The sequence below is a fragment of the Geodermatophilaceae bacterium NBWT11 genome, assembly GCA_014218215.1.
In the GTDB taxonomy this organism is placed as follows: Bacteria; Actinomycetota; Actinomycetes; order Mycobacteriales; family Geodermatophilaceae; genus Klenkia.
The window spans coordinates 732,744-759,345 of sequence record CP043652.1; the positions used below are offsets into that span (position 1 = coordinate 732,744).

The 26,602-nt window shown below is 75.1% G+C and carries 28 protein-coding genes, 2 tRNA genes and 1 pseudogene; 10 read left to right on the plus strand and 21 right to left on the minus strand.

All coding sequences use genetic code 11. The annotated features are described in order from the left end of the window. A pseudogene (locus F1C76_03470) lies at nt 1–1,610 on the minus strand (DAK2 domain-containing protein). Nucleotides 1,611–1,784: 174 nt separating this feature from the next. Here F1C76_03470 and rpmB point away from each other — a divergent pair. After that, a complete protein-coding gene (gene rpmB / locus F1C76_03475; protein QNG35775.1) occupies nt 1,785–1,973 on the plus strand; it encodes a 50S ribosomal protein L28 in 189 nt (62 codons plus the stop codon). 109 nt (nt 1,974–2,082) lie between these two features. Continuing rightward, complete coding sequence (locus tag F1C76_03480; GenBank protein QNG35776.1) at nt 2,083–2,688, plus strand: TetR/AcrR family transcriptional regulator; 606 nt, start codon at nt 2,083–2,085, stop codon at nt 2,686–2,688. Here the strand turns inward: F1C76_03480 and F1C76_03485 are convergent. Genes F1C76_03485 through F1C76_03495 form a run of 3 tightly spaced genes read right to left on the minus strand, consistent with a single transcriptional unit; the run spans nt 2,675 to nt 4,813 of the window. Then, complete coding sequence (locus tag F1C76_03485; protein ID QNG35777.1) at nt 2,675–3,304, minus strand: cytidylate kinase-like family protein; 630 nt, start codon at nt 3,302–3,304, stop codon at nt 2,675–2,677. The two genes, F1C76_03480 and F1C76_03485, sit on opposite strands and share 14 nt — an antisense overlap. Further along, on the minus strand, nt 3,304–3,798 hold the full coding sequence (locus tag F1C76_03490) for a GNAT family N-acetyltransferase (protein ID QNG35778.1): 495 nt from the start codon (nt 3,796–3,798) through the stop codon (nt 3,304–3,306). Before F1C76_03490 ends, F1C76_03485 begins: the two co-directional genes overlap by 1 nt. Next, nucleotides 3,782–4,813 carry a thiamine-phosphate kinase gene (locus tag F1C76_03495; protein QNG35779.1) on the minus strand — a complete coding sequence of 344 codons (1,032 nt, stop codon included), beginning with the start codon at nt 4,811–4,813 and terminating at the stop codon, nt 3,782–3,784. The genes F1C76_03490 and F1C76_03495 overlap by 17 nt, the downstream gene beginning before the upstream one ends. Nucleotides 4,814–4,911: 98 nt before the next feature. Here F1C76_03495 and F1C76_03500 point away from each other — a divergent pair, with 98 nt between their 5' ends. From F1C76_03500 to F1C76_03510, 3 genes are all read left to right on the plus strand, one after another. Then, entirely contained in the window at nt 4,912–5,145 is a 234-nt protein-coding gene (locus tag F1C76_03500; GenBank protein QNG35780.1) for an Lrp/AsnC family transcriptional regulator, read from the plus strand. Between the two features lie 86 nt (nt 5,146–5,231). Continuing rightward, on the plus strand, nt 5,232–5,780 hold the full coding sequence (locus tag F1C76_03505) for a DUF3515 domain-containing protein (GenBank protein ID QNG38986.1): 549 nt from the start codon (nt 5,232–5,234) through the stop codon (nt 5,778–5,780). Next, nucleotides 5,777–6,166: a hypothetical protein gene (locus F1C76_03510; GenBank protein QNG35781.1), complete on the plus strand. Its 390-nt coding sequence runs from the start codon at nt 5,777–5,779 to the stop codon at nt 6,164–6,166. Before F1C76_03505 ends, F1C76_03510 begins: the two co-directional genes overlap by 4 nt. Here the strand turns inward: F1C76_03510 and F1C76_03515 are convergent, their stop codons facing one another. Genes F1C76_03515 through F1C76_03535 form a run of 5 tightly spaced genes read right to left on the minus strand, consistent with a single transcriptional unit; the run spans nt 6,167 to nt 10,817 of the window. Next, complete coding sequence (locus F1C76_03515; GenBank protein ID QNG35782.1) at nt 6,167–6,820, minus strand: hypothetical protein; 654 nt, start codon at nt 6,818–6,820, stop codon at nt 6,167–6,169. Next, nucleotides 6,817–7,923 (minus strand): D-alanine--D-alanine ligase, encoded by a 1,107-nt coding sequence (locus tag F1C76_03520; GenBank protein ID QNG35783.1) that lies wholly within the window; start codon nt 7,921–7,923, stop codon nt 6,817–6,819. The genes F1C76_03515 and F1C76_03520 overlap by 4 nt, the downstream gene beginning before the upstream one ends. 25 nt (nt 7,924–7,948) lie before the next feature. Continuing rightward, nucleotides 7,949–9,082: a cystathionine gamma-lyase gene (locus F1C76_03525; protein QNG35784.1), complete on the minus strand. Its 1,134-nt coding sequence runs from the start codon at nt 9,080–9,082 to the stop codon at nt 7,949–7,951. Continuing rightward, nucleotides 9,079–10,074 carry an NAD(P)-dependent glycerol-3-phosphate dehydrogenase gene (locus F1C76_03530; protein QNG35785.1) on the minus strand — a complete coding sequence of 332 codons (996 nt, stop codon included), beginning with the start codon at nt 10,072–10,074 and terminating at the stop codon, nt 9,079–9,081. The genes F1C76_03525 and F1C76_03530 overlap by 4 nt, the downstream gene beginning before the upstream one ends. Continuing rightward, complete coding sequence (locus F1C76_03535) at nt 10,071–10,817, minus strand: 1-acyl-sn-glycerol-3-phosphate acyltransferase (protein ID QNG38987.1); 747 nt, start codon at nt 10,815–10,817, stop codon at nt 10,071–10,073. The genes F1C76_03530 and F1C76_03535 overlap by 4 nt, the downstream gene beginning before the upstream one ends. Before the next feature lie 132 nt (nt 10,818–10,949). On the opposite strand from F1C76_03535, the gene cofC reads away from it, so the two are divergent. Genes cofC through F1C76_03550 form a run of 3 tightly spaced genes read left to right on the plus strand, consistent with a single transcriptional unit; the run spans nt 10,950 to nt 14,590 of the window. Beyond that, entirely contained in the window at nt 10,950–11,567 is a 618-nt protein-coding gene (cofC, locus tag F1C76_03540; protein QNG35786.1) for a 2-phospho-L-lactate guanylyltransferase, read from the plus strand. Nucleotides 11,568–11,586: 19 nt separating this feature from the next. Next, on the plus strand, nt 11,587–13,677 hold the full coding sequence (locus tag F1C76_03545; GenBank protein QNG35787.1) for an RNA degradosome polyphosphate kinase: 2,091 nt from the start codon (nt 11,587–11,589) through the stop codon (nt 13,675–13,677). Beyond that, the gene (locus F1C76_03550; protein ID QNG35788.1) at nt 13,661–14,590 is read left to right on the plus strand and encodes an NUDIX hydrolase; all 930 of its coding nucleotides are present in this window, start codon (nt 13,661–13,663) and stop codon (nt 14,588–14,590) included. Before F1C76_03545 ends, F1C76_03550 begins: the two co-directional genes overlap by 17 nt. A 4-nt stretch (nt 14,591–14,594) precedes the next feature. Here F1C76_03550 and F1C76_03555 read toward each other — a convergent pair whose 3' ends face one another. The 3 genes from F1C76_03555 to leuC are packed head-to-tail and all read right to left on the minus strand — an operon-like array spanning nt 14,595 to nt 17,208. Then, the gene (locus tag F1C76_03555) at nt 14,595–15,155 is read right to left on the minus strand and encodes a copper resistance protein CopC (GenBank protein ID QNG35789.1); all 561 of its coding nucleotides are present in this window, start codon (nt 15,153–15,155) and stop codon (nt 14,595–14,597) included. 41 nt (nt 15,156–15,196) lie between these two features. After that, nucleotides 15,197–15,796 (minus strand): 3-isopropylmalate dehydratase small subunit, encoded by a 600-nt coding sequence (gene leuD, locus F1C76_03560; GenBank protein ID QNG35790.1) that lies wholly within the window; start codon nt 15,794–15,796, stop codon nt 15,197–15,199. Next, complete coding sequence (gene leuC / locus F1C76_03565) at nt 15,796–17,208, minus strand: 3-isopropylmalate dehydratase large subunit (GenBank protein QNG35791.1); 1,413 nt, start codon at nt 17,206–17,208, stop codon at nt 15,796–15,798. The genes leuD and leuC overlap by 1 nt, the downstream gene beginning before the upstream one ends. Nucleotides 17,209–17,269: 61 nt before the next feature. Here leuC and F1C76_03570 point away from each other — a divergent pair, with 61 nt between their 5' ends. Next, nucleotides 17,270–17,983, plus strand: coding sequence for an IclR family transcriptional regulator (locus F1C76_03570; protein QNG35792.1), 714 nt, complete (start codon nt 17,270–17,272; stop codon nt 17,981–17,983). Nucleotides 17,984–18,023: 40 nt separating this feature from the next. On the opposite strand, the gene F1C76_03575 is transcribed toward F1C76_03570, so the two are convergent. From F1C76_03575 to F1C76_03615, 9 genes are all read right to left on the minus strand, one after another. Next, nucleotides 18,024–19,175 carry an IS30 family transposase gene (locus tag F1C76_03575; protein ID QNG35793.1) on the minus strand — a complete coding sequence of 384 codons (1,152 nt, stop codon included), beginning with the start codon at nt 19,173–19,175 and terminating at the stop codon, nt 18,024–18,026. 80 nt (nt 19,176–19,255) lie between these two features. Then, nucleotides 19,256–20,350 carry a galactokinase gene (gene galK / locus F1C76_03580; GenBank protein QNG35794.1) on the minus strand — a complete coding sequence of 365 codons (1,095 nt, stop codon included), beginning with the start codon at nt 20,348–20,350 and terminating at the stop codon, nt 19,256–19,258. Next, complete coding sequence (gene galT, locus F1C76_03585; GenBank protein QNG35795.1) at nt 20,347–21,420, minus strand: galactose-1-phosphate uridylyltransferase; 1,074 nt, start codon at nt 21,418–21,420, stop codon at nt 20,347–20,349. The genes galK and galT overlap by 4 nt, the downstream gene beginning before the upstream one ends. Before the next feature lie 34 nt (nt 21,421–21,454). Then, nucleotides 21,455–22,246 carry an SDR family oxidoreductase gene (locus F1C76_03590; protein QNG35796.1) on the minus strand — a complete coding sequence of 264 codons (792 nt, stop codon included), beginning with the start codon at nt 22,244–22,246 and terminating at the stop codon, nt 21,455–21,457. 161 nt (nt 22,247–22,407) lie between these two features. After that, nucleotides 22,408–22,480 (minus strand) — tRNA-Glu (locus tag F1C76_03595). Nucleotides 22,481–22,523: 43 nt separating this feature from the next. Next, a tRNA-Gln gene (locus F1C76_03600) sits at nt 22,524–22,595 on the minus strand. A 43-nt stretch (nt 22,596–22,638) separates the two neighbouring features. Beyond that, on the minus strand, nt 22,639–23,703 hold the full coding sequence (locus tag F1C76_03605; GenBank protein ID QNG35797.1) for a CPBP family intramembrane metalloprotease: 1,065 nt from the start codon (nt 23,701–23,703) through the stop codon (nt 22,639–22,641). Nucleotides 23,704–23,848: 145 nt separating this feature from the next. Further along, entirely contained in the window at nt 23,849–25,336 is a 1,488-nt protein-coding gene (locus tag F1C76_03610) for a glutamate--tRNA ligase (GenBank protein ID QNG35798.1), read from the minus strand. Beyond that, complete coding sequence (locus F1C76_03615) at nt 25,333–26,136, minus strand: fumarylacetoacetate hydrolase family protein (protein ID QNG35799.1); 804 nt, start codon at nt 26,134–26,136, stop codon at nt 25,333–25,335. Before F1C76_03615 ends, F1C76_03610 begins: the two co-directional genes overlap by 4 nt. 53 nt (nt 26,137–26,189) lie before the next feature. Here F1C76_03615 and F1C76_03620 point away from each other — a divergent pair, with 53 nt between their 5' ends. Further along, nucleotides 26,190–26,588, plus strand: coding sequence for a VOC family protein (locus F1C76_03620; protein ID QNG35800.1), 399 nt, complete (start codon nt 26,190–26,192; stop codon nt 26,586–26,588). Nucleotides 26,589–26,602: the final 14 nt, after the last annotated feature.

Genomic DNA, 26,602 nt, shown 5'->3' on the forward strand with positions numbered 1-26,602 from the left:
TCACTCCACCCCGATCAGCAGCGGGCGCGAGCCCGGGGCACCGGGGTGCCGGACCACCTCGACGGTGGGGTGGTGGGCGGCCAGGTGGGCGGCGGCCGCGTCGCCCAGCCGTCCGCCGACCAGGGACACCAGCTCCCCGCCGCCGGCCAGCAGCCGGTCGAGCAGGTCGCACGCCACCGTCACCAGCGCGGGGCCGATCACGACCACCTCGCCCTCGACCATGCCCAGCGCGTCGCCGGGGTGGCAGCGACCGGCCAGGGTGAGGGCCTCGGTCTCGGCGACGGTCACCTCGGCCCAGCGGGTCGCCGCGGCCGCCTCGGCCATGCCGATGACGTCGTCGGCGAACCGCCGCTGCGGGTCGGCGACGGCGACCGCGGCCAGCCCCTGCAGCGGCGACCGGGTCGGGACGACGGCGACGTCGCGGCCCTCCTCCCGGGCCCGGGCCGCGGCCCGTCCGGCGACCGGCGCCACCGCCCGGTCGTTGGGCAGCACCACGACGTCGGCGGCGCCGGTGCCGAGCACGGCGTCCAGCAGGGCCTCCTCGTCCAGCGGACCCGACCCGGCCGGGACGACGACCACGCCTTCGGCGGTGAACAGCGCGGCCAGTCCGTCGGCCACCCACCCGGCCGGGACGACGGCGACGGTGGCCCGGGCGCCGGGGAGCGGGGCGGCGACCGACACCGGGCCAGCGGGGTCACCGCGATGCGGTGCGGCCGGCCGGCCCGGATGCCGGCCTCGACGGCGGCGCCCACGTCGGAGACGTGGACGTGGACGTTCCACTGCCGGCCCTCGGGGGTGTCCACCCCGACCACGACGAGACAGTCGCCCAGCCAGCCGAGCTCGGTGCGCAACCGGTCGACGGCGCGCTCGCTGGAGTCGGCCAGCAGGAACTGCACCTCGCTGCCGGGGCCGGCGTGCGGGTGGTGCGGGGCCTCCCGGGTGCCGGCCTGGGCGCGGCGGGCGCCCTCCCCGGCGACCAGGGGTGCCCGGTCGGGCTCCACCCCGGTGACGGTGGCGACCAGCGCGTCGAGCACCACGCACCAGCCGGCGCCGCCGGCGTCGACCACCCCGGCCTCGCGGAGGGCGGCCAGCTGGGCGGTGGTGCCCTGCAGGGCCTTGCGGGCGCCGTCCGCGGTCGCCCGGACCACCTCGGCCAGGGCCGTGCGCCCGGCCTGCACCGCCGCGGCGGCGGCCTCCGCCCCGGCCCGGGCCACGGTGAGGAAGGTGCCCTCCTCGGGCTCGGCGACCGCCTCGTAGGCCGACCCGGCCGCCCCGCGCAGCGCGGTGGCGAACAGCGCGCCGTCGACCGGGCCCGCGCCGGCCAGGGTGTCGGCCAGCCCGCGCAGCAGCTGGGCCAGGATCGCCCCGGAGTTGCCCCGGGCACCCAGCACGGCCCCACGGGCGAAGACCGACCAGGAGGACTCGCTGCCGTCGGCCACCGCGACCGCGTCGGCCGCGGACTCCGCGGTGAGCAGCAGGTTGGTGCCGGTGTCGCCGTCGGGGACCGGGAAGACGTTGAGGTCGTCGATGCTCCCCCGCGCCGTGCGCAGCGCGTCGACAGCGGCGCGGCTCCAGCGGCCGACCGCGGCCTCGTCCAGCGCCGTGAGCACGTCCGGGAGGCTACCGGTGGGCCGCCCGTGGGCACTGCCACCACGGGGGCGGCGGACAGCCGGTCCGTGGACGGGTTACAGTGGTCCGAGCAATCTGCGGGATGCACCCTGTCCGGAGTCTCCAGTCACGGGTCCCCGCCTCTTCGTACGCCTTTTCTCTAGGAGTGATCGACCGTGGCTGCCGTGTGCGACGTGTGTGGCAAGGGGCCCGGTTTCGGCATGTCGGTGTCTCACTCGCACCGCCGGACGCCGCGCCGTTGGAACCCGAACATCCAGGCCGTGAAGGCCGTCGTCGGTGCCGGCACCCGCCGCCGCATCAACGCCTGCACGAGCTGCATCCGGGCGGGCAAGGTCGTTCGCTGACCTCACCCCCCTCGTTCTCCCACCGGACCCCGGTCGCCTCACGGCGGCCGGGGTCCGGTGCGTCTGGGCCCGCCCTGCCGTCCCGGCCCGGCACCCCTAGGGTTCGACGGTGCAGTTCCGCCGTGAGACCGAGACCGCCGTCCGACGCGGACGCCGCCGTGACCCCGCCGTCGACGAGGCGGTCAAGTCCGCCGTCCTGGCGCTGCTGACCGAGCGCGGCTGGGACGGCGTCTCGATGGACGGCGTGGCCGCCCGGGCCGGTGTGGGCAAGGCGAGCATCTACCGCCGCTGGTCCTCGCGGGTGCAGATGGTCGCCGAGGCGGTCACCGAGCTCAACCGCGGCGAGCTGACGCCCCCCGACACCGGCTCGCTGCGCGAGGACCTGCTGGTGCTGTTCCGGTCGATGGTCACCGCCCTGCAGGGACCGCTGGGCACGGCGTCCCGGGCGCTGATCGGGGTGCTGCCGCACGAGCCGGACCTGGCGGTGGCCTTCCGCGAGGGGGCGCTCGGCGTCTGGGCCGAGGCGTTCGCCGCCGTCTTCGCCGCCGCGGCCGCCCGCGGCGACCTGGACCGGGAGACCCTGGGCACGGTGGCCGGCGAGGCCGGACCGGCCGTGCTCATGCAGCGCTGGCTGATCACCGGCCAGCCGCTGGACGACGCGCTGGCCGTCGACGTGGTGGACCACGTCGTCCTGCCGTTGCTCACCCGCCGCTGATCCCCCGGGCCCGCGCGGCGGCCACGACCAGGTCGACGACGGTGGCGTGGTCGATCGCCGTGCTGTCCACCACCAGGTGGTAGTGCCGGGCCTCGGCGGGGTCGGTGCGGTGGTAGTGCCGCACGTAGGCGGCGCGGGTGCGGTCGGCACCCTCCATCTCCCGGCGCACCTCGTCCTCGGGCAGGCCCAGGTGGGCCACCGCGGCCGCCAGCCGGGCCTCGGGCGGCCCGTCCAGCCGCACGTGCAGGGCGTCCGGTCGTCCGGCCAGCACCATCGCGCCGGCCCGACCGAGGACCACGCCCCCCGGCCCGTCGGCGAGCTCGGTGACCACCCGCTCGGTCTGCAGCCGGTAGGCCCGCTCGTCGGGCAGCGTGGAGCCGGGGAGCACGCCCCCGACCGGGTCGGGCATCGACCCCAGCGAGGCGACGAGGCGCCACAGGCCGCGGACGACGCTCTCGTCGTTGGCCTCGGCCTCCTCCACGGTCACCCCCAGCCGACCGGCGACCTGGGCGGGGATGACCCGGTCGTGGAACACCAGGCCCAGCCGCTCGGCGACCGCGGGGGCGATGTCCGCCCCGCCCGCGCCGAACGTGGCCGACACCGTGACGACGCCCATCAGGACACCTCGTTCTCGTCCGTCGGGAGGTCCCGACCCAGGAAGACCGCCTCGGGGGCACCGTCGTACACGCCGTACCCGGCGACCGGTGTGTACCCGGCCCGGGCGTAGAGCGCCAGTGCCTCGGGTTGCCGGTCCCCGGAGTTGAGCACCACCCGGGTGTGCCCGGCGGCGGCCGCGGTGCGCTCCAGCTCGGCGAGCACCGCCGCCGCCACGCCCCGACGGCGGGCCCAGGGCTCGACGTACATCCGCTTGAGCTCGACCACGCCGGCGGCGTGCACCCGCCAGCCCCCGCAGCCGGCGGGACGGCCGCCGAGCTCGGCGACCAGGAACAGCCCGCGCGGGGGCAGCACCTCCCCCGGGTCGACGGTCATCGCGTCGCGGCCGCCGTAGCGGACGACGTACTCCTGCTGGACCGCCTCGACCAGCCGCGCCGCGACCGGGTCGTCGTAGCCGGTGGCCCGCAGCCGCACTGCCTCAGCGGAAGTGCGCATGACCACCCCCAGACAGCCCCAGGCCGGCGACCACGTCGGCGGCGGGGACGCCGTCGACCCGCACCCCGGCGGGTCCGGCCTCGACCACCCCGATCGCGACGAAGGGCTCGGGCAGGTCGGCCGCGGCCGGGAAGGTGGCCAGCAGGGCGTGGTCCTCCCCGCCGGTCAGCACCCAGGCCATCGGGTCCCCGCCCAGGGCGGCCGCCACCTGGGGCAGCGGGCCGGCCGGGTCGACCAGGGCGGCCAGCGACCCGCGGTCCAGGTCGAGCAGCACGCCGCTGGCGTCGGCGAGGTGCCCGGCGTCGGCGAGCAGGCCGTCGCTGACGTCGCACATCGCCGTCGCGCCGGCGTCGGCCGCCGCCGGCCCGGCGGCGTAGGGCGGGGTGGGGCGCCGGTGGGCGGTCACCGCGGCCAGCGGTGCGGTGAAGCCGCGGCGCAGCACCGCCCACCCGCACGCCGACCAGCCCAGCCGGCCGGCGACCGCGACGACGTCCCCGGGTCGTGCGCCGCCGCGGGTCACCGGCGCCCGGCCCTGCAGGTCACCCAGCGCGGTCACCGAGAGCACCACCGAGGAGCTGTCCGGGGCGCACGCCACGGTGTCCCCGCCGACCACCGCGGCGCCGTGCGGGGCGCACTCGGCCGCCAGCCCGGTGGCCACGCCCTCCAGCCAGCCGGTGGGCGTGCTCGCGGGGCAGGCCAGTCCGACCAGCAGCGCGGTGGGCACCGCGCCCATCGCCGCGACGTCGGCCAGGTTCGCCGCCGCCGCCTTGTGCCCGACGTCCTCGGCCGAGGACCAGTCGCGGCGGAAGTGCCGGCCCTCGACGAGCACGTCGGTGCTGGCCACCACCCGGGCGTCGGGGGTGCGGACGACGGCGGCGTCGTCACCGGGCCCGACGTCGGCCAGCGCGGCGGTGCCGGCCCGCGCCAGCACCCGGTCGATCACCCCGAACTCGCCCACCACCGCGACGCTGTCCGCGGCGTCCACCGGGGGCACCAGGGGCCGGGGACGCGTCACCGGGCACCCCCCGCCGCTGGGGTACGTTGCCGATCAGCCCGCCGTCCGGCGGGGCGCACGTCCGTGCACCAGCTGCACTGCCCGAGGGGGGCTCTCCCGTGGTCCACGCGTACATCCTGATCCAGACCGAAGTCGGCAAGGCAGCCGCCGTCGCCACGACCATCGCCGGGATCTCCGGGGTGACCAAGGCCGAGGACGTCACCGGCCCCTACGACGTCATCGTCCGCGCCGAGGCCGGCTCGGTCGACGAGCTCGGTCGCCTGGTGGTCGCACGGGTGCAGTCGGTGGACGGGATCACCCGCACGCTGACCTGCCCGGTCGTCAACCTCTGAGCAGGACCGACCTGAGCGCGGACGACGCGCCCGCGGAGGCCGAGGAGGCCCCCGCGCCGGCGGCCGACCCCACCCGGCGGGCGGCGCTGATCGCCACCGCCGTCGCCGTCCCGGTGGTGGTGGCCCTGCTGGTCGTGGTGAACGTGTTCGGCCCGGGGTCCCAGGACACCTCCGGGGACGACGGCGGCGCGGTGGCCGAGGTCGACGGGCAGCCGGTCTCCCCCCGCGACGAGAGCCCGGTCGAGGTCGACACCCCGCCGATCACCCCCGAGGCCGACGCCGCCTGCCCGGCGCTGATGAGCCAGCTGCCGCTGGAGATCGCCGGGGAGACGTCCCGCCGGGTGGACTCGGACTCCCCGTACGCCTACGCCTGGGGCGACCCGGCCCAGGTGCTGGTCTGCGGTGCGGACGTCCCCGCCGGGTTCGTCGTCGGCGGCCCCCAGGCCCTCGGCATCAACGGGGTGACCTGGTTCGTCGACACCACCGACCCGACCGTCAACGTCTGGACCACCGTGGACCGCACGGTCCCGGTGCAGATCAGCATCCCGGCGAGCACCGACGGCTCGGTGGCGATCGCGCTGAGCCCGGTCATCGCCGGTGCGATCCCCTTCACCGAGCCCCAGCCGGGCGGGTGACCCTCCCCCGCCGGTGCCCGTGCGGCACGGGGCTGCCGTACGACGAGTGCTGCGGGCGGCTGCACGCCGGCACGGCCCACGCGGCCACCGCCGAGCAGCTGATGCGCTCCCGGTACAGCGCCTTCGTCGTCGGCGACCCGGCGTACCTGCTGGCCACCTGGCACCCCGACACCCGCCCGGCCGACCTCGAGCTGGACGGCGACACCCGCTGGACCGGCCTGGACGTGCTGGCCACCACCGGCGGGGCGATGCTCGCGGTCGAGGGCACGGTGGAGTTCCGGGCCTCGTACGTGCGGGACAGCGCGCGGGGGGCCCAGCACGAGGACAGCCGTTTCACCCGGGTCGCCGGGCGCTGGGTCTACCTCGACGGCGTCTCCCTCCCCTGATCAGCCGCGGGGCAGCAGCTCCAGCTGGGCGAGGGTGGCGGCGTGCGCCTCGGCGAGGGCGGCGTCCGGGTCGGCGGCGACCGCGGCCACCGCGACGGTGAACGGGCCGTGGGCGCACCAGACGAAGGCGGCCGGCCCGCCGAGACCGGTGTCGGTCGCCGGGGCGTCCACGGTGAGCACCGAGCACCCGGCGGGCAGGTCGTCGGGGTCCCGGTCGGGGCTGCCGCCGTAGTACTCGGTGTCGTTGCGGGCCAGGTCGGCTGCGTAGGCAGCGGCACCGGACACCCCGGCGAACTGGTCGACGAACACCGACGTCAGGGCCGGGTCGTCCTTCCAGAACCGCTCCCAGCCCCACCGGTAGCCGTAGTCGGCGAGCACCTCGGCCTCCCGCTCGGGGTCCTCGGCGTACCCGGCGACGTCCTGGACGGTCTTCGGGCCCGCCGGGGGCTCCAGCTCCTCGTCGGGCACCCGGGGCAACCCGGAGGGCACGTCGGCCAGCACCAGGTCCCCCAGGTCGTCGGCGGTGGCCGGCAGCCCGGCCGCCCGGGACGTGCCGGCGGCCGCGGTGGCGGCACCGGGCACCGCGTCCGCGCAGCCGGTGGCCAGGACCAGCAGCAGTGCGACCGCGGTGCCGCCGAGCAGCTGCCGCGTCACCCGGCGAGCGCGCTCGCGACGAGCCGGTCGACAAGCTCGGGGTAGTCCACGCCGCTGGCGCCCCACATCCGCGGGTACATCGAGATCGGGGTGAACCCGGGCATGGTGTTGACCTCGTTGACCACCAGCCGGTCGGCGCCGGTGTCGGGGTCGGTGCCGAGGAAGAAGTCGACCCGGGCCAGGCCGCGGCAGTCCATCGCCAGGTAGGCCCGGCGGGACACCTCCTGCACCGCGGCGGTCTGCTCGGGGGTCAGCAGGGCGGGCACGTCGAAGTCGACGGAGTCCTCGAGGTACTTGGCGTCGAAGTCGTACCAGTCGACGCCGGCGCGCAGCTTGATCTCCGCCGGCAGGCTGGTCTCGGGCAGCCCGCCCCCCGGTCGCGCCAGCACCCCGCACTCGACCTCCCGGCCGGGCACCGAGGCCTCCACCACGATCTTGGTGTCGATCTCGGCGGCGGTGGCCACGGCGGCGTCGAACTGGGCCCAGTCGGTGACCCGGGTGATGCCGATGCTCGACCCGGCCCGGGAGGGCTTGACGAACACCGGCAGGCCCAGCCGCTCGCGGGCGGCCGGGTCCAGCGCCGCCGGGTCGGTGGTGAGCGCGCCGTCGGCGTCCCGGAGCACCACGTGGTCGCCCTGGTCGATGCCGGCCGACGTCAGCAGCTTCTTGGTGAACTCCTTGTCCATCGAGGCCGCGGAGGCGAACACGCCGGAGCCCACGTAGGGCAGCCCGCTCATCTCCAGCAGGCCCTGGACGGTGCCGTCCTCGCCGTAGGCGCCGTGCAGCACCGGGAAGACGACGTCGACCCCGATCAGCGGGCCGTCCTCACCGAGCCGGGCCAGCCCGCGGCCGGCCGGGTCGCCGACGAGGGTCACCGGCGTCCCCCCGGTGACCTCGGGCAGCCGGCCGTCGACGATCGCCAGCGGGCCGCCGTCGTGCAGCACCCACCCGCCCTCGCGGGTGATCCCCACCGGGACCACCTCGTAGCGGTCGGGGTCCAGGGCGGCCATCACGCTGCCGGCCGAGACGCAGGAGATCGCGTGCTCCGCGCTCCGCCCCCCGAAGACGACGGCGACCCTGGTCTTGGCTGTCTCGACGGTCATCGGGTCGGACACTATCGGCCCCCGGTCACCGCAGGGCGTCCAGCGCGGCCGTCAGGTCGGCCACGAGGTCGGCGGTGTCCTCGATGCCGCAGGAGAAGCGCACGAACCCGTCGGGGACGGCGTCCCCGCCCCACTGCGCGCGCCGGTCGACGGTGGAGTGCACGCCCCCGAAGCTCGTCGCGGCCAGCCACAGCTCGCTGTGCCGCACCAGGGCGTGCACCGCGGCCTCGTCGGCCAGCGTCGCGGACACCACGCCGTTCATCCGCAGCATCTGCCGGGAGGCGAGCTCGTGGGAGGGGTCACCGGGGCGCCCGGGCCAGCGGACGCCGGTGGCCGCCGGGTGGGCGGCCAGCAGCTCGGCGACGGCGGCCGCGGTGGTGGCCTGGCGGGTGAGCCGCAGGTCCAGCGTGCTCATCGACCGGTGCGCCAGCCAGGCGTCGAAGGCCCCGGGGCCGTTGCCGGTGCGGTCGCGCCAGGCCTTGAGCCGGGTCTGCAGCTCCCGGCCCCGCTCGGTGCGCGCGGTGGACACGTGGCCCATCAGCAGGTCGCTGTGGCCGGTGAGCGCCTTGGTGTCGGCGCCGAGGGTGATGTCGGCGCCCAGCTCCAGCGGCCGCTGGCCCAGCGGGGTGGCGGTGGTGTTGTCCACCGCCAGCACCGCGCCGGCCGCCTGTGTCGCCGCGGCGACCGCGGCGATGTCGCAGACGTCCAGCTCGGGGTTGGACGGGGTCTCCAGGAGCACGAACGCCGCGCCCTCGAGGTCGCCGCGGGCAGCCACCTCGGCGATCTCCAGGGTGGGCACCTGGTCGACCTGCACGCCGAAGCGGGCCAGCTCGCCGGTGCTCAGCGCCCGGGTCTGGTAGTAGCCGTCGCTGGGGATGACGATCCGGTCGCCGGCCCCCACCACGGCGAACACCGCGGCGCTGATCGCGGCCATGCCGGTGGCGAAGGCCAGGCAGTCCCCGCCGTCGAGGTCGCCGACGGCCTCCTCGAACACCCGCAGCGTGGGGTGTCCCGGCCGGGCGTAGAAGTCGGCGGCGTAGGGGTCCTCGCCGAGGTGGTAGGGCGCCGCGAAGACCGGGCTCGGGCGCAACGGGGCCCCCGGCACGACCGGACCGTCCCCGCCCCGCACCACCCGGGTGCCGTCGGACCAGCTGCTCACTCGCTCTTCGCCTCTCGTCCCATGATCTCGCGCACCATGTCGGCGGCGGTCTCGCCCTCGTGGCAGACCCGCACCACGGCCTCGGTGATCGGCACGTCGACGCCGTGCGCCCGGGCCAGGTCCAGCACCGACCGGCAGGACTTGACGCCCTCGGCGGTCTGCCGGGTCCCGGCGACCACCTCGGCCACACTCGCCCCCCGCCCGATCTGCTCGCCGAACGTGCGGTTGCGCGACAGCGGCGAGGAGCAGGTGGCCACCAGGTCGCCCAGCCCGGCGAGCCCGGCGAAGGTCAGCGGGTCGGCCCCGAGCGCCAGGCCCAGCCGGGAGGTCTCGGCGAGCCCGCGGGTGATGAGCGAGGCCCGGGTGTTGTCCCCGAACCCCAGCCCCTCGGCCATGCCGGCCGCCAGCGCGATCACGTTCTTCACCGCGCCACCCAGCTCGCAGCCGACCACGTCGGGGTTGGTGTACGGGCGGAAGTACCGGGTGTGGCAGGCGGCCTGCAGGGCGGCGGCGCGGGCGGTGTCGGTGCAGGCGATCACGGTGGCCGCGGGCTGCTGGTCGGCGATCTCCCGGGCGAGGTTGGGGCCCGACAGCACCGCCACCCGGTCGGGGCCGGCGCCGGTCACGTCGCAGACCACCTCGCTCATCCGCCGGGTCGAGCCCAGCTCGATCCCCTTCATCAGCGACAGCAGCGTGGCGTCGGGCGGCAGCAGCGGGGTCCAGGCGGTCAGGTTCTCCCGCAGCGTCTGCGACGGGATGCTGAGGACGACGACGTCAGCCCCCGCGAGCGCCTCGGCCGGGTCGGCGGTGGCCCGGACCCGGTCGGGCAGTCGCACCCCGGGCAGGTAGTCGGCGTTCTCCCGGTCGGCGGTGATCGAGGCGGCCAGCTCGGGGCGGCGGGCGTACAGCGCGACGTCGGTGCCGGCGTCGGCCAGCACCTTGGCGAACGTCGTCCCCCAGCTGCCTGCGCTCAGCACCGCGGCGCGGGTCACGCGACCCCGGTCTCGGGGCCGCCGGGGAGGTCCCCCGACGTCCGCCGGGTGGGGCGGGGGTGCACGAGGGCCGGCGGCTGCTCGCCGCGGACCTCCCCCAGCTGGTCGCGGACGCGGGCCATCAGCAGGTCGGTCACCTCTCGGAGCAGGTCGGCGGTCAGCGGGCGCCCGTCGCGCACCTGGGCCCGCAGCGCGGACAGGTCGACGGGCTCGCCCACCAGGTACTCGGCCGGGGCGCGGAAGCGCAGCCGCAGCTGCTTCGCGTGGTAGTCGTGCACCCGGTGCGGCCCCCACTGGGCCAGCGGGACCACGGCGGCGTCGGTGGTCAGCGCCAGGCGGGCCACCCCGGTGCGGGCCTGCATGGGCCACCAGTCGGGGTCGCGGGTCACCGAGCCCTCGGGGTAGATCACCACGAGCTCGCCGTCCTCCAGGGCCTGCCGGGCGGCCCCCACCGAGGAGCGGGCGTCGGCCGAGCCCCGGGAGACCGGGATCTGGCCGGCGGCCCGCAGGATGGTGCCGGCCAGGCCGGCGAAGACCCCGTCCTTGGCCAGGAACCGCGGCACCCGGCCGGCGTCGTAGACCAGCATCGCGCAGGCCAGCGGGTCGAGCACCGAGACGTGGTTGGCCACCAGCAGCACGCCGCCGGTGGCCGGGATGCGCTCGGAGTGCCGGAACCGCAGGCCGTACAGCACGGAGGCGACCGGGCCCACGACGGTCAGGCTCAGCCGCAGCGCCCAGTTCAGCGGCGGGCGGGGGCGCCAGCGCCGCCGCGGCCACGAGCCCCCCGGGGCCGCGAGTTGGGTACTCACCGCCCCAGTCTGCCCCGTCCCCCGAGCCGGACCGGCGGTCGGTGGCCGTGTGGCAGCGTGGGAGGCGTGCAGCGCTGGTCGGTGGTGGTCCCGGTGAAGCCGCTCGGGCTCGCCAAGACCCGGCTGGGTCCGGCCACGACCCGGGCCGCCCACGAGGACCTGGTGCTGGCCCTGCTCGGCGACACGCTCGAGGCGGCACTGGCCAGCCCCGCCGTCGGCACGCTGTGGGTGGTGACCGACGACCCTCGGGTCGCCGCGGCGGCCGCCGGAGCCGGTGCCCGGGTGGCGCCCGACGTCCCCGCGGCCGGCCTGAACGCGGCCCTGGTGCACGGGTCGCGGACCGCCGGCGGCTCCCGGGTGGCCGCGATGCACGCCGACCTCCCCGCGCTGCGCACCACCGAGCTGACCGGCGCCCTGGCGGCCGCGGGCCACCACCGGCGCGCCTTCGTCGCCGACGCCGAGGGCACCGGGACGACGCTGCTGGCGGTCACCGGCGGCGACCTGTCGCCGGCGTTCGGTCCGGGGTCGGCGGCCGCGCACGCCGCCGGCGGCGCGGTGCACCTGACCGGGGACTGGCCCGGGCTGCGCCGCGACGTCGACACCCCGGCGCACCTGGTCGACGCACGCGCGCTGGGCACCGGTCCGCGCAGCCGGGCGGACGCCCGGCCCGGCGCGTGCGCGTGATCGTCTGCCGTTCACCCGCGTGCGGCACGATGACGGCGTGTCCGAGACCCAGACCCCGCCGCAGACCGACACGGTGCTGCACGCCGACCGCTTCCTGAACCGCGAGCTGTCCTGGCTCGACTTCAACGCCCGGGTCCTGGAGCTGGCCGAGGACGACGGGGCGCCGCTGCTGGAGCGGGTCAAGTTCCTCTCGATCTTCGCGAGCAACCTCGACGAGTTCTTCATGGTCCGCATCGCCGGTCTCAAGCGCCGGCAGAACACCGGCCTCACCGTGCGCTCCCCCGACGGGCTCACCATCCGGGAGCAGCTGCACCGGATCGCCGAACGCACCCAGGACCTCGTCGCCCGGCACGCCGCGGTGTTCGTGGAAGACGTCGGGCCGCGCCTTGAGGAGCACGGCATCAAGATCGTGCACTGGGGCGAGGTGGCCGACGGCGAGGCGATGCGGCTGCGCGAGTACTTCCGCGACCAGGTCTTCCCGGTGCTCACCCCGCTGGCGGTCGACCCGGCACACCCCTTCCCCTACATCTCCGGGCTCTCGCTGAACCTGGCCGTGTCGGTGCGCGACCCCGAGACCGGCGCGCCGCGCTTCGCCCGGGTCAAGGTGCCCGACAACGTGCCGCGCTTCGTGCCGGTGGCGACCACCGAGGACGAGTCGGTGTTCCTGCCGCTGGAGGACCTCATCTCCGCGCACCTCAACCAGCTCTTCCCGGGCCTGGACGTCATCGACCACCACCTGTTCCGGGTGACCCGCAACGCCGACGTCGAGGTCGAGGAGGACCGCGACGAGGACCTGCTGCAGGCCCTGGAGCGCGAGCTGGCCCGCCGCCGGTTCGGTCCCGCCGTCCGGCTCGAGGTCACCGAGACGATGGACCCGCAGATCCTCGACGTGCTGCTGCACGAGCTCGAGGTCTCCCCCAGCGACGTGCTGCACGTGCCGGGTCTGCTCGACCTGGCCTCGCTGATGGCCCTCTACGGCCTGGACCGGCCCGAGCTCAAGGACGAGCCGTTCGTGCCGGCCACCCACCCGCGGCTGTCCGAGGGCGAGACGCCCAAGAGCGTGTTCGCGACGCTGCGCGAGGGCGACGTGCTGGTGCACCACCCCTACGACTCCTTCGCCACCAGCGTGCAGCGGTTCATTGAGCAGGCCGCCGCCGACCCGCTGGTGCTGGCGATCAAGCAGACGCTGTACCGCACCTCGGGTGACTCCCCGATCGTGCAGGCGCTCATCGAGGCCGCGACCGCCGGCAAGCAGGTCGTCGTCCTGGTGGAGATCAAGGCCCGCTTCGACGAGGAGGCCAACATCAGCTGGGCCCGCTCGCTGGAGCGCGCCGGCTGCCACGTCGTCTACGGCCTGGTGGGTCTCAAGACGCACTGCAAGACCGCGCTGGTGGTCCGCCGGGAGAACGGCGTGCTGCGCCGCTACTGCCACATCGGGACCGGCAACTACAACCCCAAGACCGCCCGGATCTACGAGGACCTCGGCATCCTCACCGCCGACCCGCGGGTGGGCGCCGACCTCACCGACCTGTTCAACACCCTCACCGGCTACTCCCGGCAGACCACCTACCGGTCGCTGCTGGTCGCCCCGCACGGCATCCGCGCCGGCCTGGTGGAGAAGATCCGCCGGGAGGCCCGGCACGCCGCCGAGGGCCGCGCCTCGGGCATCCGGATCAAGGTGAACTCCCTCGTCGACGAGGAGCTCATCGACGCCCTCTACGAGGCCAGCAACGCCGGGGTGCCGGTGGAGCTGTGGATCCGCGGGATCTGCGCGCTGCGCCCGGGGGTGCCCGGGATGAGCGAGAACATCCGGGTGCGCTCGATCGTGGGCCGCTTCCTGGAGCACTCCCGGGTGTGCACCTTCCTCAACGACGGCACGCCGGAGTGGTGGCTGGGCAGCGCCGACCTCATGCACCGCAACCTGGACCGCCGGGTGGAGGTGCTGCTGCGGATCGGTGACGAGCAGGCCCAGGCCCAGCTGGAGCGGATGTTCCAGAACGCCATGGCGCCGGAGACCCGCAGCTGGCAGCTGCGCGCCGACGGCAGCTGGGAGCGCACCGGCGAGCGCGACCACCAGGCGATGATCATGGCCGGTGAGCTCGCTGGCTGAGCGCCTCACCCCGGCCGCCGGGGGTGCGCTCTGGCGGCGTGGTCCCGGCGGGGTGCTGGAGACCGCGGTGGTGCACCGGCCCAAGTACGACGACTGGTCGCTGCCCAAGGGCAAGCTGGACGCCGGGGAGCACCCGCTGCAGGCCGCCGTCCGCGAGGTCGTGGAGGAGACCGGGCTGCAGGTCGCCGTCGGCCGGCGCAGCGTGCAGACCCGGTACACCCACCGGGCCGGCCCCAAGCGGGTCGACTACTGGACGATGCAGCACGTCGCCGGGGACTTCGTGGTCAACGACGAGGTCGACGAGCTCCGCTGGCTGCCCGTGCCCGAGGCCAGCCGGCTGGTCACCCACCCGCACGACGCCGCGGTGCTCACCGACCTGGCCCGCGCCGACGTGCCCCGGACGCCGACCCTGCTGCTGGTGCGGCACGCCAGCGCCGGGGAGCGGTCGGACTTCGACGGCCCGGACGACGACCGCCCGCTGGACGCCCGCGGCCGCTCGCAGGCCCGCCGGCTGGCCCAGGTCCTCACCGCCTTCGGTCCCACGGAGATCCTGTCCGCTCCCCCGCTGCGCTGCCGGCAGACCGTCGCCCCGCTGTCCCGGGCGCTGGGCCTGCCGGTCGGCGAGGTGCCCGAGCTGGGCGAGGACGGCTTCGGCGCCGACCCGCAGGCCGGGCTGGACGTCGTCCGTCGTCTGCTCGAGCCGCGCAGCACCCCGGGGGTGACCGTGGTGGCCAGCCAGGGCGGCGCCATCCCGTCGGTGCTCATGGCGCTGGGGGTGCAGCACGCCACCACCGGCGGTGCGCTCTGGCCGCCGGCGGCCAAGGGCAGCGTGTGGGTCCTCGGCGGTCACCCGGGGGCGCTGCTGGCCGACTACTACCGGGACTTCCCGGTCGACCCGGACGCCCCGGCCTGAGGGGTCAGCGGCGGCGGCGCAGTGCGAGCGTGCCGCCGCCGGCAGCGAGCACCACGACGCCCACGGCGACCAGGGCGGCGGTGCTGCTCCCGCCCTCGTCGTCCTCGGTGCTGGCCGCGGCCTCGCTCGGCCGGGCCTGCTCCGGTGTCGCGGTGGCGGGCGCCGCCGTGGTCGCCGGCGCGGCCGTGGTGGGCACCGGTCCGGCGTAGCCGAAGGCGACCGTGCCCTCCAGCCGGTGGCCGTCGGCGGAGGTGACCGCCCAGGTGACGGTGTGCGGGCCGGTCGCCGTCGGCGCCACCAGCACGGTGACCACCGCGCCGTCGGCGGTGGCCTCCCCGGTGGCCACCGCTGCCCCGTCCGGGCCGGCCACGGTCACCTCGGGCCCCCGGACGGCGGCGCTGAACGTGAGCGTGACGGCCGCCAGCGGCTCGGTGACCGTGCTGCCCTCGGCCGGGGTGGACGCGGTCAGGCCGGTGTGCGCCTGGGCGGTGCCGGCGGCGGTCAGCCAGGCGGCCAGCGCGAGCAGGAGGACGAGGACGGACCGGCGGGGTCGGGAGGTGGACACGGGTGTCCAGTCGCCGCCCGACCCCGCCGGGTTCCCGACGGTCAGACGACCGGCAGGGTCCGCGGCAACCAGGCCGGGCGGGCGGCCTCGAAGGCGGTCACGTCCTCGAGGTGCCGCTCGGTGAGACCAACGTCGTCCAGGCCCTCCAGCAGCCGCCAGCGGGTGTAGTCGTCGATGTCGAACCCGACCGTCCGATCGGCCCAGCGGACCTCCTTGGCGACCAGGTCGACGGTCACCTCGAGGGTGGGGTCGGCCTCGCTGGCGTCCTGCAGCGCCTCGACGTCGGCCGCGGGCAGCTGCACGGTGAGCAGACCGGACTTCGTCGAGTTGTTGCGGAAGATGTCGGCGAAGCGGGCGCTGACCACGACCCGGAAGCCGCCGTCGAGCAGCGCCCAGTTGGCGTGCTCGCGGGAGGAGCCGGTGCCGAAGTCCGGGCCGGCGACCAGGATCGAGGCGCCGGCGTACTCGGGCTTGTTGAGCACGAAGTCCGGCTCGTTGGTGCGCCAGGCCACGAACAGCCCGTCCTCGAAGCCGGTGCGGGTGATCCGCTTGAGGTACTCGGCCGGGATGATCTGGTCGGTGTCGACGTTGGTGCGCCGCAGCGGGGCGGCGGTGCCGGTGTGGGTGGTGAAGGCGTCCATCAGAGCGCTGCTCCCTGCAGGTCGGCGGGGGCCGTCAGCCGCCCGGTGATCGCCGTGGCGGCCGCGACGGCGGGCGAGACCAGGTGGGTGCGCCCGCCCTTGCCCTGCCGGCCCTGGAAGTTGCGGTTGGACGTCGAGGCCGACCGCTCCCCCGGGGAGAGCTGGTCGGGGTTCATCCCCAGGCACATCGAGCAGCCCGCACCGCGCCACTCGGCCCCGGCGGCGGTGAAGACCGCGTCCAGGCCCTCGGCCTCGGCCTGCTGCTTGACCCCGATCGAGCCGGGGACGACCAGCATCCGGGTGTCGGCGGCGACGTGGTTGCCGCGCAGCAGCTCGGCGGCGACCCGCAGGTCCTCGATCCGGCCGTTGGTGCACGAGCCCAGGAACACGGTGTCCACGCTGATGTCCCGCAGCGGGGTGCCGGCGGTCAGGCCCATGTACTCCAGCGCGGACTCCGCGGCGGCCCGGTCACCGGCGTCGGCGATCTGCGCCGGGTCGGGCACCGAGGCGCCGATCGGCAGGCCCTGGCCGGGGTTGGTGCCCCAGGTGACGAACGGGGTGAGCGACGCGGCGTCGATGACGACCTCGCGGTCGAACACCGCGTCGTCGTCGGTGCGCAGCCGCGCCCAGGCCTCCAGGGCGGCGTCCCAGTCGGCGCCCTGCGGGGCGTGCGGGCGGCCGGCCAGGTAGTCGATCGTCGTCCGGTCGGGGGCGATGAGCCCGGCGCGGGCGCCGGCCTCGATCGACATGTTGCAGATGGTCATCCGCGACTCCATCGACAGCGCCTCGATCGCGCTGCCCCGGTACTCGATGACGTGGCCCTGCCCGCCACCGGTGCCGATCTCGGCGATGACTGCCAGGATGACGTCCTTGGCGCTGACGCCCAGGGGGAGCTTGCCGTCGACCCGGACCGACATCTGCTTGGCCGGGCGCTGGGGCAGCGTCTGGGTGGCCAGCACGTGCTCGACCTCGCTGGTGCCGATGCCGAAGGCCAGCGCGCCGAAGGCGCCGTGCGTGGAGGTGTGGCTGTCCCCGCAGACGATCGTCATACCGGGCTGGGTGAGCCCCAGCTGCGGGCCGATGACGTGCACGATGCCCTGGTCGCGGTCGCCCATCGGGGCGGTGCGCAGGCCGAACTCCGCGGCGTTGTCGCGCAGCGCCTGCACCTGGGCCCGGCTGACCGGGTCGGCGATGGGCGCGAGCAGGTCCGTGGTCGGGACGTTGTGGTCCTCGGTGGTCATCGTGAGGTCCGGACGTCGCACGGTGCGCCCGGCCGCGCGCAGGCCGTCGAAGGCCTGGGGGCTGGTGACCTCGTGGACGAGGTGCAGGTCGATGTAGAGCAGGTCCGGTTCGCCCTCGGTGCGCCGCACCACGTGCTGTTCGTAGACCTTCTGCGCCAGGGTCTGCCCCACGGCTGCGCCTCCTGTGTCCGGTGACTTGCCATCCCACTGTGCGGGATGAGAGTGTCAGCTCGTGGGACAGCCTAACCCCGTTGCCGTGTTGGACAAAGCCGTCGCGATCCTGCACGCCGTCGCGGCCGAACCGGCCACCCTCGCCGAGCTGGTGGCCCGGACCGGACTGCCCCGGGCCACCGCGCACCGGCTCGCCGTGGCCCTGGAGGGCCACCGCCTGGTGCGGCGCACCCCCGACGGCTCCTGGACCCCCGGCCCGGTGCTGGCCGAGCTCGCCCGGGGCGGCGCCGACCGCACCGAGCAGCTCGCCGGCGCGGCCACCCGGCACCTGGTCGCGCTGCGCGACCTCAGTGGCGAGAGCGCCCAGTTCTACGTCCGGGACGGCTCGGTGCGGGTCTGCGTCGCCGCTGCCGAGCGGCTCTCCGGGCTGCGCGACACCGTGCCCGTCGGCGCCCGGCTGCCGATGACCGCGGGCTCCGCGGCCCACGCGCTGCTCGCCTTCGCTCCCGCCGACGAGGTCACCCCGCTGCTGTCGGCGGCCAGCTTCACCGCCCGCACCCTCCTCGACGTCCGCCGCCGGGGCTGGGCGCACAGCGTGGCCGAGCGCGAGCCGGGCGTCGCCTCGCTGTCCGCCCCGGTCCGGGACGGCGCGGGCGGGGTGCTGGGCGCGGTGTCGGTCTCGGGCCCGGTCGAGCGGCTGGGCCGCCGGCCCAGCCCCGCGGTGGTCGGCGCCGTCCTCGACGCCGCCGTCGCCATCGGCCGCGCCACCCGCTGACGAGGGAAGGACCCCGTCGGTGACGAGAAGGGCGGCGGTCTCAACGGGTGTGTGCAACGGCCTCGTTGAATGCTTCGGCGGGAGTCTTCCAGTCCAGGGTCTGTCGGGGTCGGCCGTTGAGTCGTGCGGCGATGGCGTCGAGGTCGTGCTGGGTGAAGGCCGTGAGGTCGGCGCCCTTGGGCAGGTACTGGCGGAGGAGGCCGTTGGTGTTCTCGTTGCTGCCCCGCTGCCAGGGGCTCTTGGGGTCGCAGAAATAGACGTCGACGCCGGTGGCCACGGTGAACTGTGCGTGGGCGGCCATCTCCTTGCCCTGGTCCCAGGTCAGGGACCGGCGCAGCTGGGCTGGCACCCGCCTGATCGCTGCGGCCAGAGCCGGGTGGACCTGCTCGGCCTTCTTGCCTTCCGGTAGCGCCACCAACGCCACGAACCGGGTGGTGCGCTCCACCAGGGTGGCCACTGCACTGGGCAGCTTGCCCAAGACGAGGTCGCCCTCCCAGTGCCCGGGGACCGCCCGGTCGGTGGCCTCGGCGGGTCGTTCGGAGATCGGGACCATCCCGCGCAGCTGCCCACGCCCGGAAGGCAACTTGGCCCCGCGCGGGTGCCGGGTCGCCCGACCGGTGCGCAACGACCGGGTCAACTCACGGGCCAACCCGCCCCTGGCCTGCACGAACAAGGTCAGGTAGATCGTCTCGTGGGAGACCCGCATCGCCTCATCGTCGGGGAAGTCCACGACCAAGCGTGACGCGATCTGCTGCGGTGACCACTCCAGGGCCAGCCCACGCTGCACCTCCGCGCGAAGCCGCCCGTCGATCGCCAGCTTCGCCGGCTTGGGTCGCAGCGCCCGACGATCGGCCGCGGCATCGGCTGCTGCGGCCCGGTAGGCCTCCCGCCCGCCGTTGCGGGCCAGCTCCCGGCTGATCGTGGAGGGCTCCCGCCCCAACACACGCGCGATCGCCCGCACCGACGCCTCGGCGGCGATCCCGCGGCTGATCTCCTCCCGCTCGACCACGCTCAACGCCAGCGGCCCCCGCCGCCGCGCTACCGGCCGTCTGCCACCACACGCCGTGACATGCCGGTGCACCGTGGCATGCGACAGCCCCAATGACCGGCCGATGCCACGCAGTGACTCACCGGCCCGCCATCGCGCCCACAACTGATCCTGCTGCTCCACCGACAGCCCCGACGACCTCACCGGACCACCCCTCAGACCACGACACCGTGATCATCTGCAGAGGCTGTTGCATCCACCCGTTGAGACCGCCGCGCTTCTCGTCAGCTGAGGCGGTGGGCTCCCGGGCCGGGGACGGCGACGAAGGTGCGGTAGGTGCCGCCGGCGGGCTGGACGGCGGCGGTGACGGCGTCCAGGGAATCCGTGTCGACCAGCACGATCGCGCTGCCGCCGAAGCCGCCGCCCACCATGCGCGCGCCGTGCGCGCCCGCGGCCAGCGCGGTGTCGACGACGGCGTCGAGCTCGGGGGTGGAGATCTCGAAGTCGTCGCGCAGCGAGGCGTGCCCGGCGGTGAGCACGGGGCCGATCGCCCGGGGGTCGCTGCCGTCGGTGAGCAGCCGGACGACCTCGAGCACCCGGTCGTCCTCGGTCACGATGTGCCGGGCGCGGCGGCGCAGCACGTCGTCGGCGATCGTCGCGACGGTCTCCACGGTGGCGTCCCGCAGCGCGGTGACCCCGAGGTCGGCGGCGGCCGCCTCGCACTCCCGGCGCCGGTCGCCGTAGCCACCGTCGGCGTGGCTGTGGGTGTGCCCGGTGTCGACCACCAGCAGCGCCAGGCCGGCCGCGGCCAGGTCCAGGGGCACGTGGGCGGTGGAGCGGTCCCGGGTGTCCAGGAAGAGCGCGTGACCGGCCCGGCAGAGCAGCGAGGCCGACTGGTCGAGGATCCCGGTGGGCGCGCCGACGAAGTCGTTCTCGGCCCGCCGGGCGACGTCGACGAGGTCGTCCACGGCGAGGTCCGGGCGGAGCAGGTCGCGCAGCGCCAGGGCCACCGAGCAGGTCACCGCGGCCGAGGACGACAGGCCGGCGCCGGCCGGGACGTCGCCGTCGACGAGCACCGACAGCCCGCCGGGCAGCTCGAACTGGGTGGCCACGCCGGCGACGTAGCCGGCCCAGCCCCCGGGGTTGCCCGGTCGCAGCTCGGTCATCGGCAGCTCGACGTGCACGCCGGGCTGCTGCACCGACGCCACCGAGAGCAGTCCGTCGGTGCGGCGCCCGACCGAGGCCAGCACCCGGTGCGGCAGGGCGATGGGCAGCACGTAGCCGCCGTTGTAGTCGGTGTGCTCGCCGATCACGTTGGCCCGGCCGGGGGCCAGCCAGACACCCTCGGGGTCGGCGCCGAACAGCTCGCGGAAGGTCACGGCAGGACCACCTGGCGCAGCTCCTCCGCGACGCCCTCGGGCGAGGTGTCGGAGACGAAGGCGCCCATCCCGGACTCCGAGCCGGCCAGGTACTTCAGCTTCCCCGGGGCGCGGGTGAAGGAGAACAGCTGCAGGTGCAGCCACCAGTCCTCGCGTCCCTCGTGCACCGGGGCCTGGTTCCAGGAGGAGATGTAGTTCATCGGGGCCTCGAAGCGGTGCGCGAACCGGCCCAGCACGTCCAGGTACAGCTCGACGAAGGCGTCCCGCTCGGCGTCGGTGAGCGCCGCGACGTCGGGCACCCGACGGTGCGGGAAGAGCTGGAGCTCGTAGGGCCAGCGGGCGGCACCGGGCACGAACGCCGTCCAGTGCTCGTTGGCCGCGACCACGCGGGGGCCGGTGCGCTCGGCGGCGAGCACGTCGGCGAACAGGTCGCCGTCGTACGCCCGGGCCTGGGCCAGGACCCGCTGCACCCGGGGGGCGAGGAACGGGTAGGCGTAGACCTGCCCGTGCGGGTGACCCAGGGTCACCCCGATCTCCTCGCCGTGGTTCTCGAACAGGAACACCTGCTCCACCCCCGGCAGCGCCGACAGCACCTCGGTGCGCTGCGCCCAGGCGTCGACGACCAGCCGTGCCCGCTGGGCACCCAGGTCGGCGAAGGAGCGGTCGTGGTCGGCGGTGAAGACGATGACCTCGCAGCGGCCCTCCCCGGGCCGCAGGGCCACCAGCGGGTTCCCCTCGGCGTGCGTGGGCACGTCCCGGTCGACCTCGGTCGACAGCGAGGGGAAGCGGTTCTCGAACACCGCGACCTGGTAGTGGGCCTCGGGCACCTCGGTCGCCCGCTCCGGGGTCGAGGGACACAGCGGGCACTGGTCGGTCGGCGGCAGGAACGTGCGGGTCTGTCGGTGGGCGGCGATGACCACCCACTCCCCCAGCAGCGGGTCCCAGCGGACCTGGGAGCGCGTCGCCACCGGCGGGAGGTCCCGCGGGTCGACGGCGTCACGGGACACGGGCGCGTCGTCGAAGTAGACGATCTCGCGGCCGTCGGCGAGGTGGCGGGTGGTGCTGATCACGATTGTGAACGCTAACACCCGCCACCCGGACGCCCTAGATGGTGGACACGGACCCCGCGTCCACCCGGTAGTTGCTGCCGTTGACGAAGCTGGCGCGCTCGGAGCACAGGAAGGTGATCACGCTGGCGACCTCCTCGACCTCGCCACGGCGACCCAGCTCCATGCCCGGCCGCTCCTCCTCCAGGAAGGACTCGATGGCCTCGTCGACGGAGGTGCCGTTCTCCTCGGCCCGCTTCTCCATCATCGCGTCGGTCATCGGGCTGGCGATGAAGGCCGGGGACACGGCGTTGACCAGGACGCCGTCGGAGCCGTAGCTCTTGGACAGGCCCTTGGTCAGGCTGAGGACGGCGGCCTTGGCCGCGCAGTAGGGCAGCTCGTCGACGTAAGGCTGGACGGCGTCCTCGCTGGCGAGCAGGACGATGCGCCCCCAGCCGGCGGTGCGCATGCCGTCGACGAACGCCCGGACGACGCGGACGACGGCGAAGAAGTCGATCTCCAGGGTGGAGCGCCAGCCCTCCTCGTCGATCTCGTGGAAGAGCCCCTGCGCGCCGGTGATGCCGGCGGCGTTGACCAGGATCTGCGGGTCGCCGATGGCGGCGACGACCTCGGTCTTGAGGCGGTCGACGTCGGCGGCGTCGGTGAGGTCGGCGGCGATGGCGGTGACGCCGTCGCCCAGCTCGGCAGCGGCCTTCTCGAGGGCCTCGGCGTCCACGTCGGTGATGACGACGCGCACGCCCTCGGCGAGCAGCATGCGGGCGGTCTCGCGGCCGATGCCGGAGTCCGCTCCGGTGACGAGTGCGGTGCGGCCGCTGATGCCGAGGTCCATGGGGTCTCCCGTGGTCGTGCACCCGTGGGCCGGGTGCGTCCGGGGGTCTTCCTCCCCCGGACGCACCAGGCTGACACCCGGTGTCACCCGGCCACGCAGCCCCCATGACACAGAAACACCCTCCGACCCGGGTGGGTCGGAGGGTGTCTGGTGGTGCGGTGTAGCCCCGAAGGGATTCGAACCCTCGCTACCGCCGTGAGAGGGCGGCGTCCTGGGCCGCTAGACGACGGGGCCAGAACTGTGTGCAGATGTTACCTGAGGAGATCACGCTTCCTCGCTGGGGTACCAGGACTCGAACCTAGACTAACGGAACCAGAAACCGTCGGGCTGCCAATTACCCCATACCCCATGGGCTGTGCTGTTGTCAGCGCCTCTCAGCGCCGTCGGAGACACTACCCGATGCCCTCCCGGGCTTCACGCACCCCCTGCCGCGACCACCGCGGGTCGGGCGCCGGCGGACCCGGCGGCCCGCCGAACGGGGGCAGCGGCGGGGCCGGCACCCAGGTGGGCTGCCGGGCCTGTGTCCCCCGGAGGTCGACGGCCGGGCTGACGAGCTCGGGCCGCAGCACCGCGCGGGAGCGGGCGACGAGCCAGACGTAGGCGCCCATGGCGACCAGGTCGAGCAGGGTGACCAGCAGCCCGATGCCGGCCGGGGGCACCGCGGTGGCCACCTCGTCGCCGAGGAGCCCGATGGTCAGGAAGACCACCACGTTGTTCACCGCGTGCAGCACGATCGCCGCCTCCAGCCCCCCGGTGAGGTTCGTGACCCACGAGGCGGCGAGCCCGAAGGCGAACCGGTCTGCGAAGGTCAGCACGTCCGGCGGGGCGTGTGCGGCCGAGAAGAGCGTGGCCGTCACCAGCGCGGCGATGACCGGCCCGGCCTTCTCCGAGCGGATCCACGCGGTGAGGGCCTGGGTCAGGTAGCCGCGGAAGACGTACTCCTCGGCGGCGGACTGCAGCGGCGTGGTCAGCAGCACCACGAGCAGCAGCCAGACGTAGCTGGAGTCGGGGCCGGTGATCGTGCCGGACTCGGCGGTCAGGCTGATCCCGATGGTCACCAGCACGCCGACGCCCAGGGTGAGCAGGGCGCGCCAGGTGAGCGGTCGGAACAGCCGCCAGCGCAGCCGGCCGGTGACCGACGACGACCAGCCCGGCCGCATGCCGTGCGCGACCGCCCAGCAGGCCCAGACGATCGGGATCGCGACGATGAGCGACAGGTTGGTCATCAGCAGCACGCCGGGGTCGACCAGGTCGAGCAGGTTGGCCTCGGGCACCACGCCGGTGACCAGCACCGCGACCACGACGAGGACGGCGGCCACGGCGTAGAGCACGGAGAACAGCAGCAGGCCCAGCACCGGACGCCACCAGGCCCAGTCGCGGGCCCGCATCAGCCGCTCGTAGGGCTGCGGTCGGTCGAAGGGCGGGGCCCCGGGCGGGGTGACCGGTCGACCTCCCACCGGCCGTGGCGGCAGCGGTGGCGGCGGCGGGGCGGGCACCCAGCCGCGGGGCACCTGCGCCGGTGCCCCCCACCGGCCGGTGGGGGCGGGCCGCCGTACTGCCAGGGCTGCGCCTGACCCTGCTGGGAACCCGCTCCGCCGGGCATCACGCGCTCGCGCGCTCCCGGGCGACGGCGAGCCGGGCCAGGGTGGTCTCCCGGCCCAGCAGCTCCATCGACTCGTAGAGCGGCGGGCTGACCGTGCGCCCGCTGATCGCGACCCGGACGGGCCCGAAGGCCTGCCGCGGCTTGCGGCCCAGCTCCTCGACCAGGGCCTGCTTGAGCGCGGCCTCCAGCTCGGGGGTGGTCCAGTCGGTCAGTGCGGTCAGCGCCGCGGTCGCGGCGTCCAGCACCTCCACGGCGTCCGGTCCGGACAGCTGCTTGGCCACCGCCGCCTCGTCGAACACGACGTCGTCGGTGAAGAGGAACCCCAGCAGGCCGACGGCCTCGGAGAGCACGACCATCCGCTCCTGGGCCAGCGGCGCGATGGCGTCGAGCACCCGTTGCTGGTCGGCCGTCGGCGGCTCCGCGACCAGGCCGGCGCCGGCCAGGTACGGGGTCACCCGGGTGACGAACTCCTCCACCGGCAACGCGCGCAGGTGGGTGGCGTTGATCGCCTCGGCCTTCTTCAGGTCGAAGCGGGCCGGGTTGGGGCTCACCCGACGGACGTCGAAGGCCTCGACCATCTCCGCCATCGAGAACACGTCCCGGTCCTCGGCGATCGCCCAGCCGAGCAGCGCCAGGTAGTTGGCCAGGCCCTCCGGGAGGAAGCCCCGGTCGCGGTAGAGGTCCAGGTTCGACGTGGGGTCGCGCTTGGACAGCTTCTTCGCGCCCTCCCCCATCACCAGCGGCAGGTGCCCGAAGCGCGGGGCGCCCTGGGCCACCCCGACGGCGGTGAGCGCCTCGTAGAGCGCGAGCTGGCGGGGGGTCGAGGACAGCAGGTCCTCCCCGCGCAGGACGTCGGTGATGCCCATCAGGGCGTCGTCCACCGGGTTGACCAACGGGTACAGCGGCTGGCCGCCGGCCCGGGCGAGCACGAAGTCCGGCACGGCGCCGGCGGCGAAGGAGACCTCGCCGCGCACGAGGTCGTCCCAGGCCAGGGCGTGGTCGGGCATCCGGAGCCGGTAGACCGGCGAGCGGCCCTCGGCCCGGAACGCGGCCTTCTGGGCGTCGGTGGTCTCCCGGTCGGCGCCGTCGTAGCCCTGCTTGGGGTCCTGGCCGGCGGCGACCCGGCGGGCCGCGACCTCCTCGGGGGTGGAGAACGACTCGTAGGCGTGCCCGCCCTCCACCAGCTTGGCCAGCACGTCGCGGTAGACCTCACCGCGCTCGGACTGCCGGTAGGGCCCGTGCGGGCCACCGACCTCGGGGCCCTCGTCCCACTCCAGGCCCAGCCAGCGCAGGCTGTCCAGCAGGTGCCGGTAGGACTCCTCGGTGTTGCGCGCGGCGTCGGTGTCCTCGATGCGGAAGACGAACTGCCCGCCGGTGTGCCTGGCGTAGGCCCAGTTGAACAGCGCGGCCCGCATGACGCCGACGTGCACCGTGCCGGTCGGCGAGGGGCAGAACCGGGTGCGGACCGGAGCGGTGGGGGCCGTCACGACGCGGTGGAGACGGTGTCGGCGCCGGTGACGGTGTTGGTCAGCTCGCCCAGCCCCTCGATGGCGCAGGTGACCGAACCGCCGGCCCGCAGCGGGCCCACCCCGGCCGGGGTGCCGGTGAGGACGACGTCCCCGGGCAGCAGGGTCATCACCTGCGAGATGTAGGAGATCAGGGTGGGGACGTCGAAGAGCAGCTGGCTGGTGCGACCGTCCTGGCGGAGCTCGCCGTCGACGGTGGCGGTGACCGACAGGTCGGCGGGGTCCTTGCCGATGCCGGGCAGGTCGGTCTCGATCCACGGGCCGATCGGGCAGAAGGAGTCGAAGCCCTTGGCCCGGGTCCACTGGTTGTCGCTGCGCTGCATGTCCCGCTCGGTGACGTCGTTGCCGATCGTGTAGCCGAAGACGCTGGACAGCGCCTGCTCCGGGGTGACGTGCCGGGCCCCGCGGGCGCCGATGACGACGGCCAGCTCGGCCTCGTGGTGCACGTTGGTGCTGCCCGGCGGGATGCGGATCGCGTCGCCGGGCCCGATCACCGAGGTGGAGGGCTTGAGGAAGAGCAACGGCTCCTTGGGGGCGTCCCCGGTCTTCATCTCCGCCACGTGGTCGGCGTAGTTCTTCCCGACGCACACCACCTTGCTGGGCAGGATCGGGGAGAGCAGCCGGACGTCGGCCGCGGCGTGCCGCTGACCGGTGAAGGAGATCTGGCCGAAGGGGTGGCCCTCGATCTGGGCCACCTGGCCGTCCCCGTCGAGGACGCCGAAGGACATGCCGGACGGTGAGGCGTAACGGACGATGCGCACGGGTCGAGGTTACTGACCTGGTGCCACCGGCTCCCTGCGGCCAGGATCGGGCGATGGCCTCCCGCATCACCGCCGTCGCCGTCGACGCCCTGGACCCGCCCGCGCTCGCCGCCTTCTGGGCTGCGGTCCTCGCCTGGGAGGTGGTCGGCGAGGAGGACGGCGTGGTCAGCATCGCCCCGCCGGGGCAGCCGGAGAAGGGCCCGGTGCCGGGGCTGGACTTCCTCCCCACCCCCGACCCCACGCCCGGGAAGGTGCGGCTGCACCTGGACCTGAACGCCACCGACCGCGACCAGGCGGCCGAGCTCGGGCGGCTGCTGGCGCTGGGGGCGACCCGCGCCGACGTCGGTCAGGGCCCGCCGTCCGAGGAGATGACCTGGGTCGTGCTCGCCGACCCCGAGGGCAACGAGTTCTGCCTGCTCGCCTCCACGGTGGCACCGCTCAGCGCACGCTGACCCCGTCCGGCCGA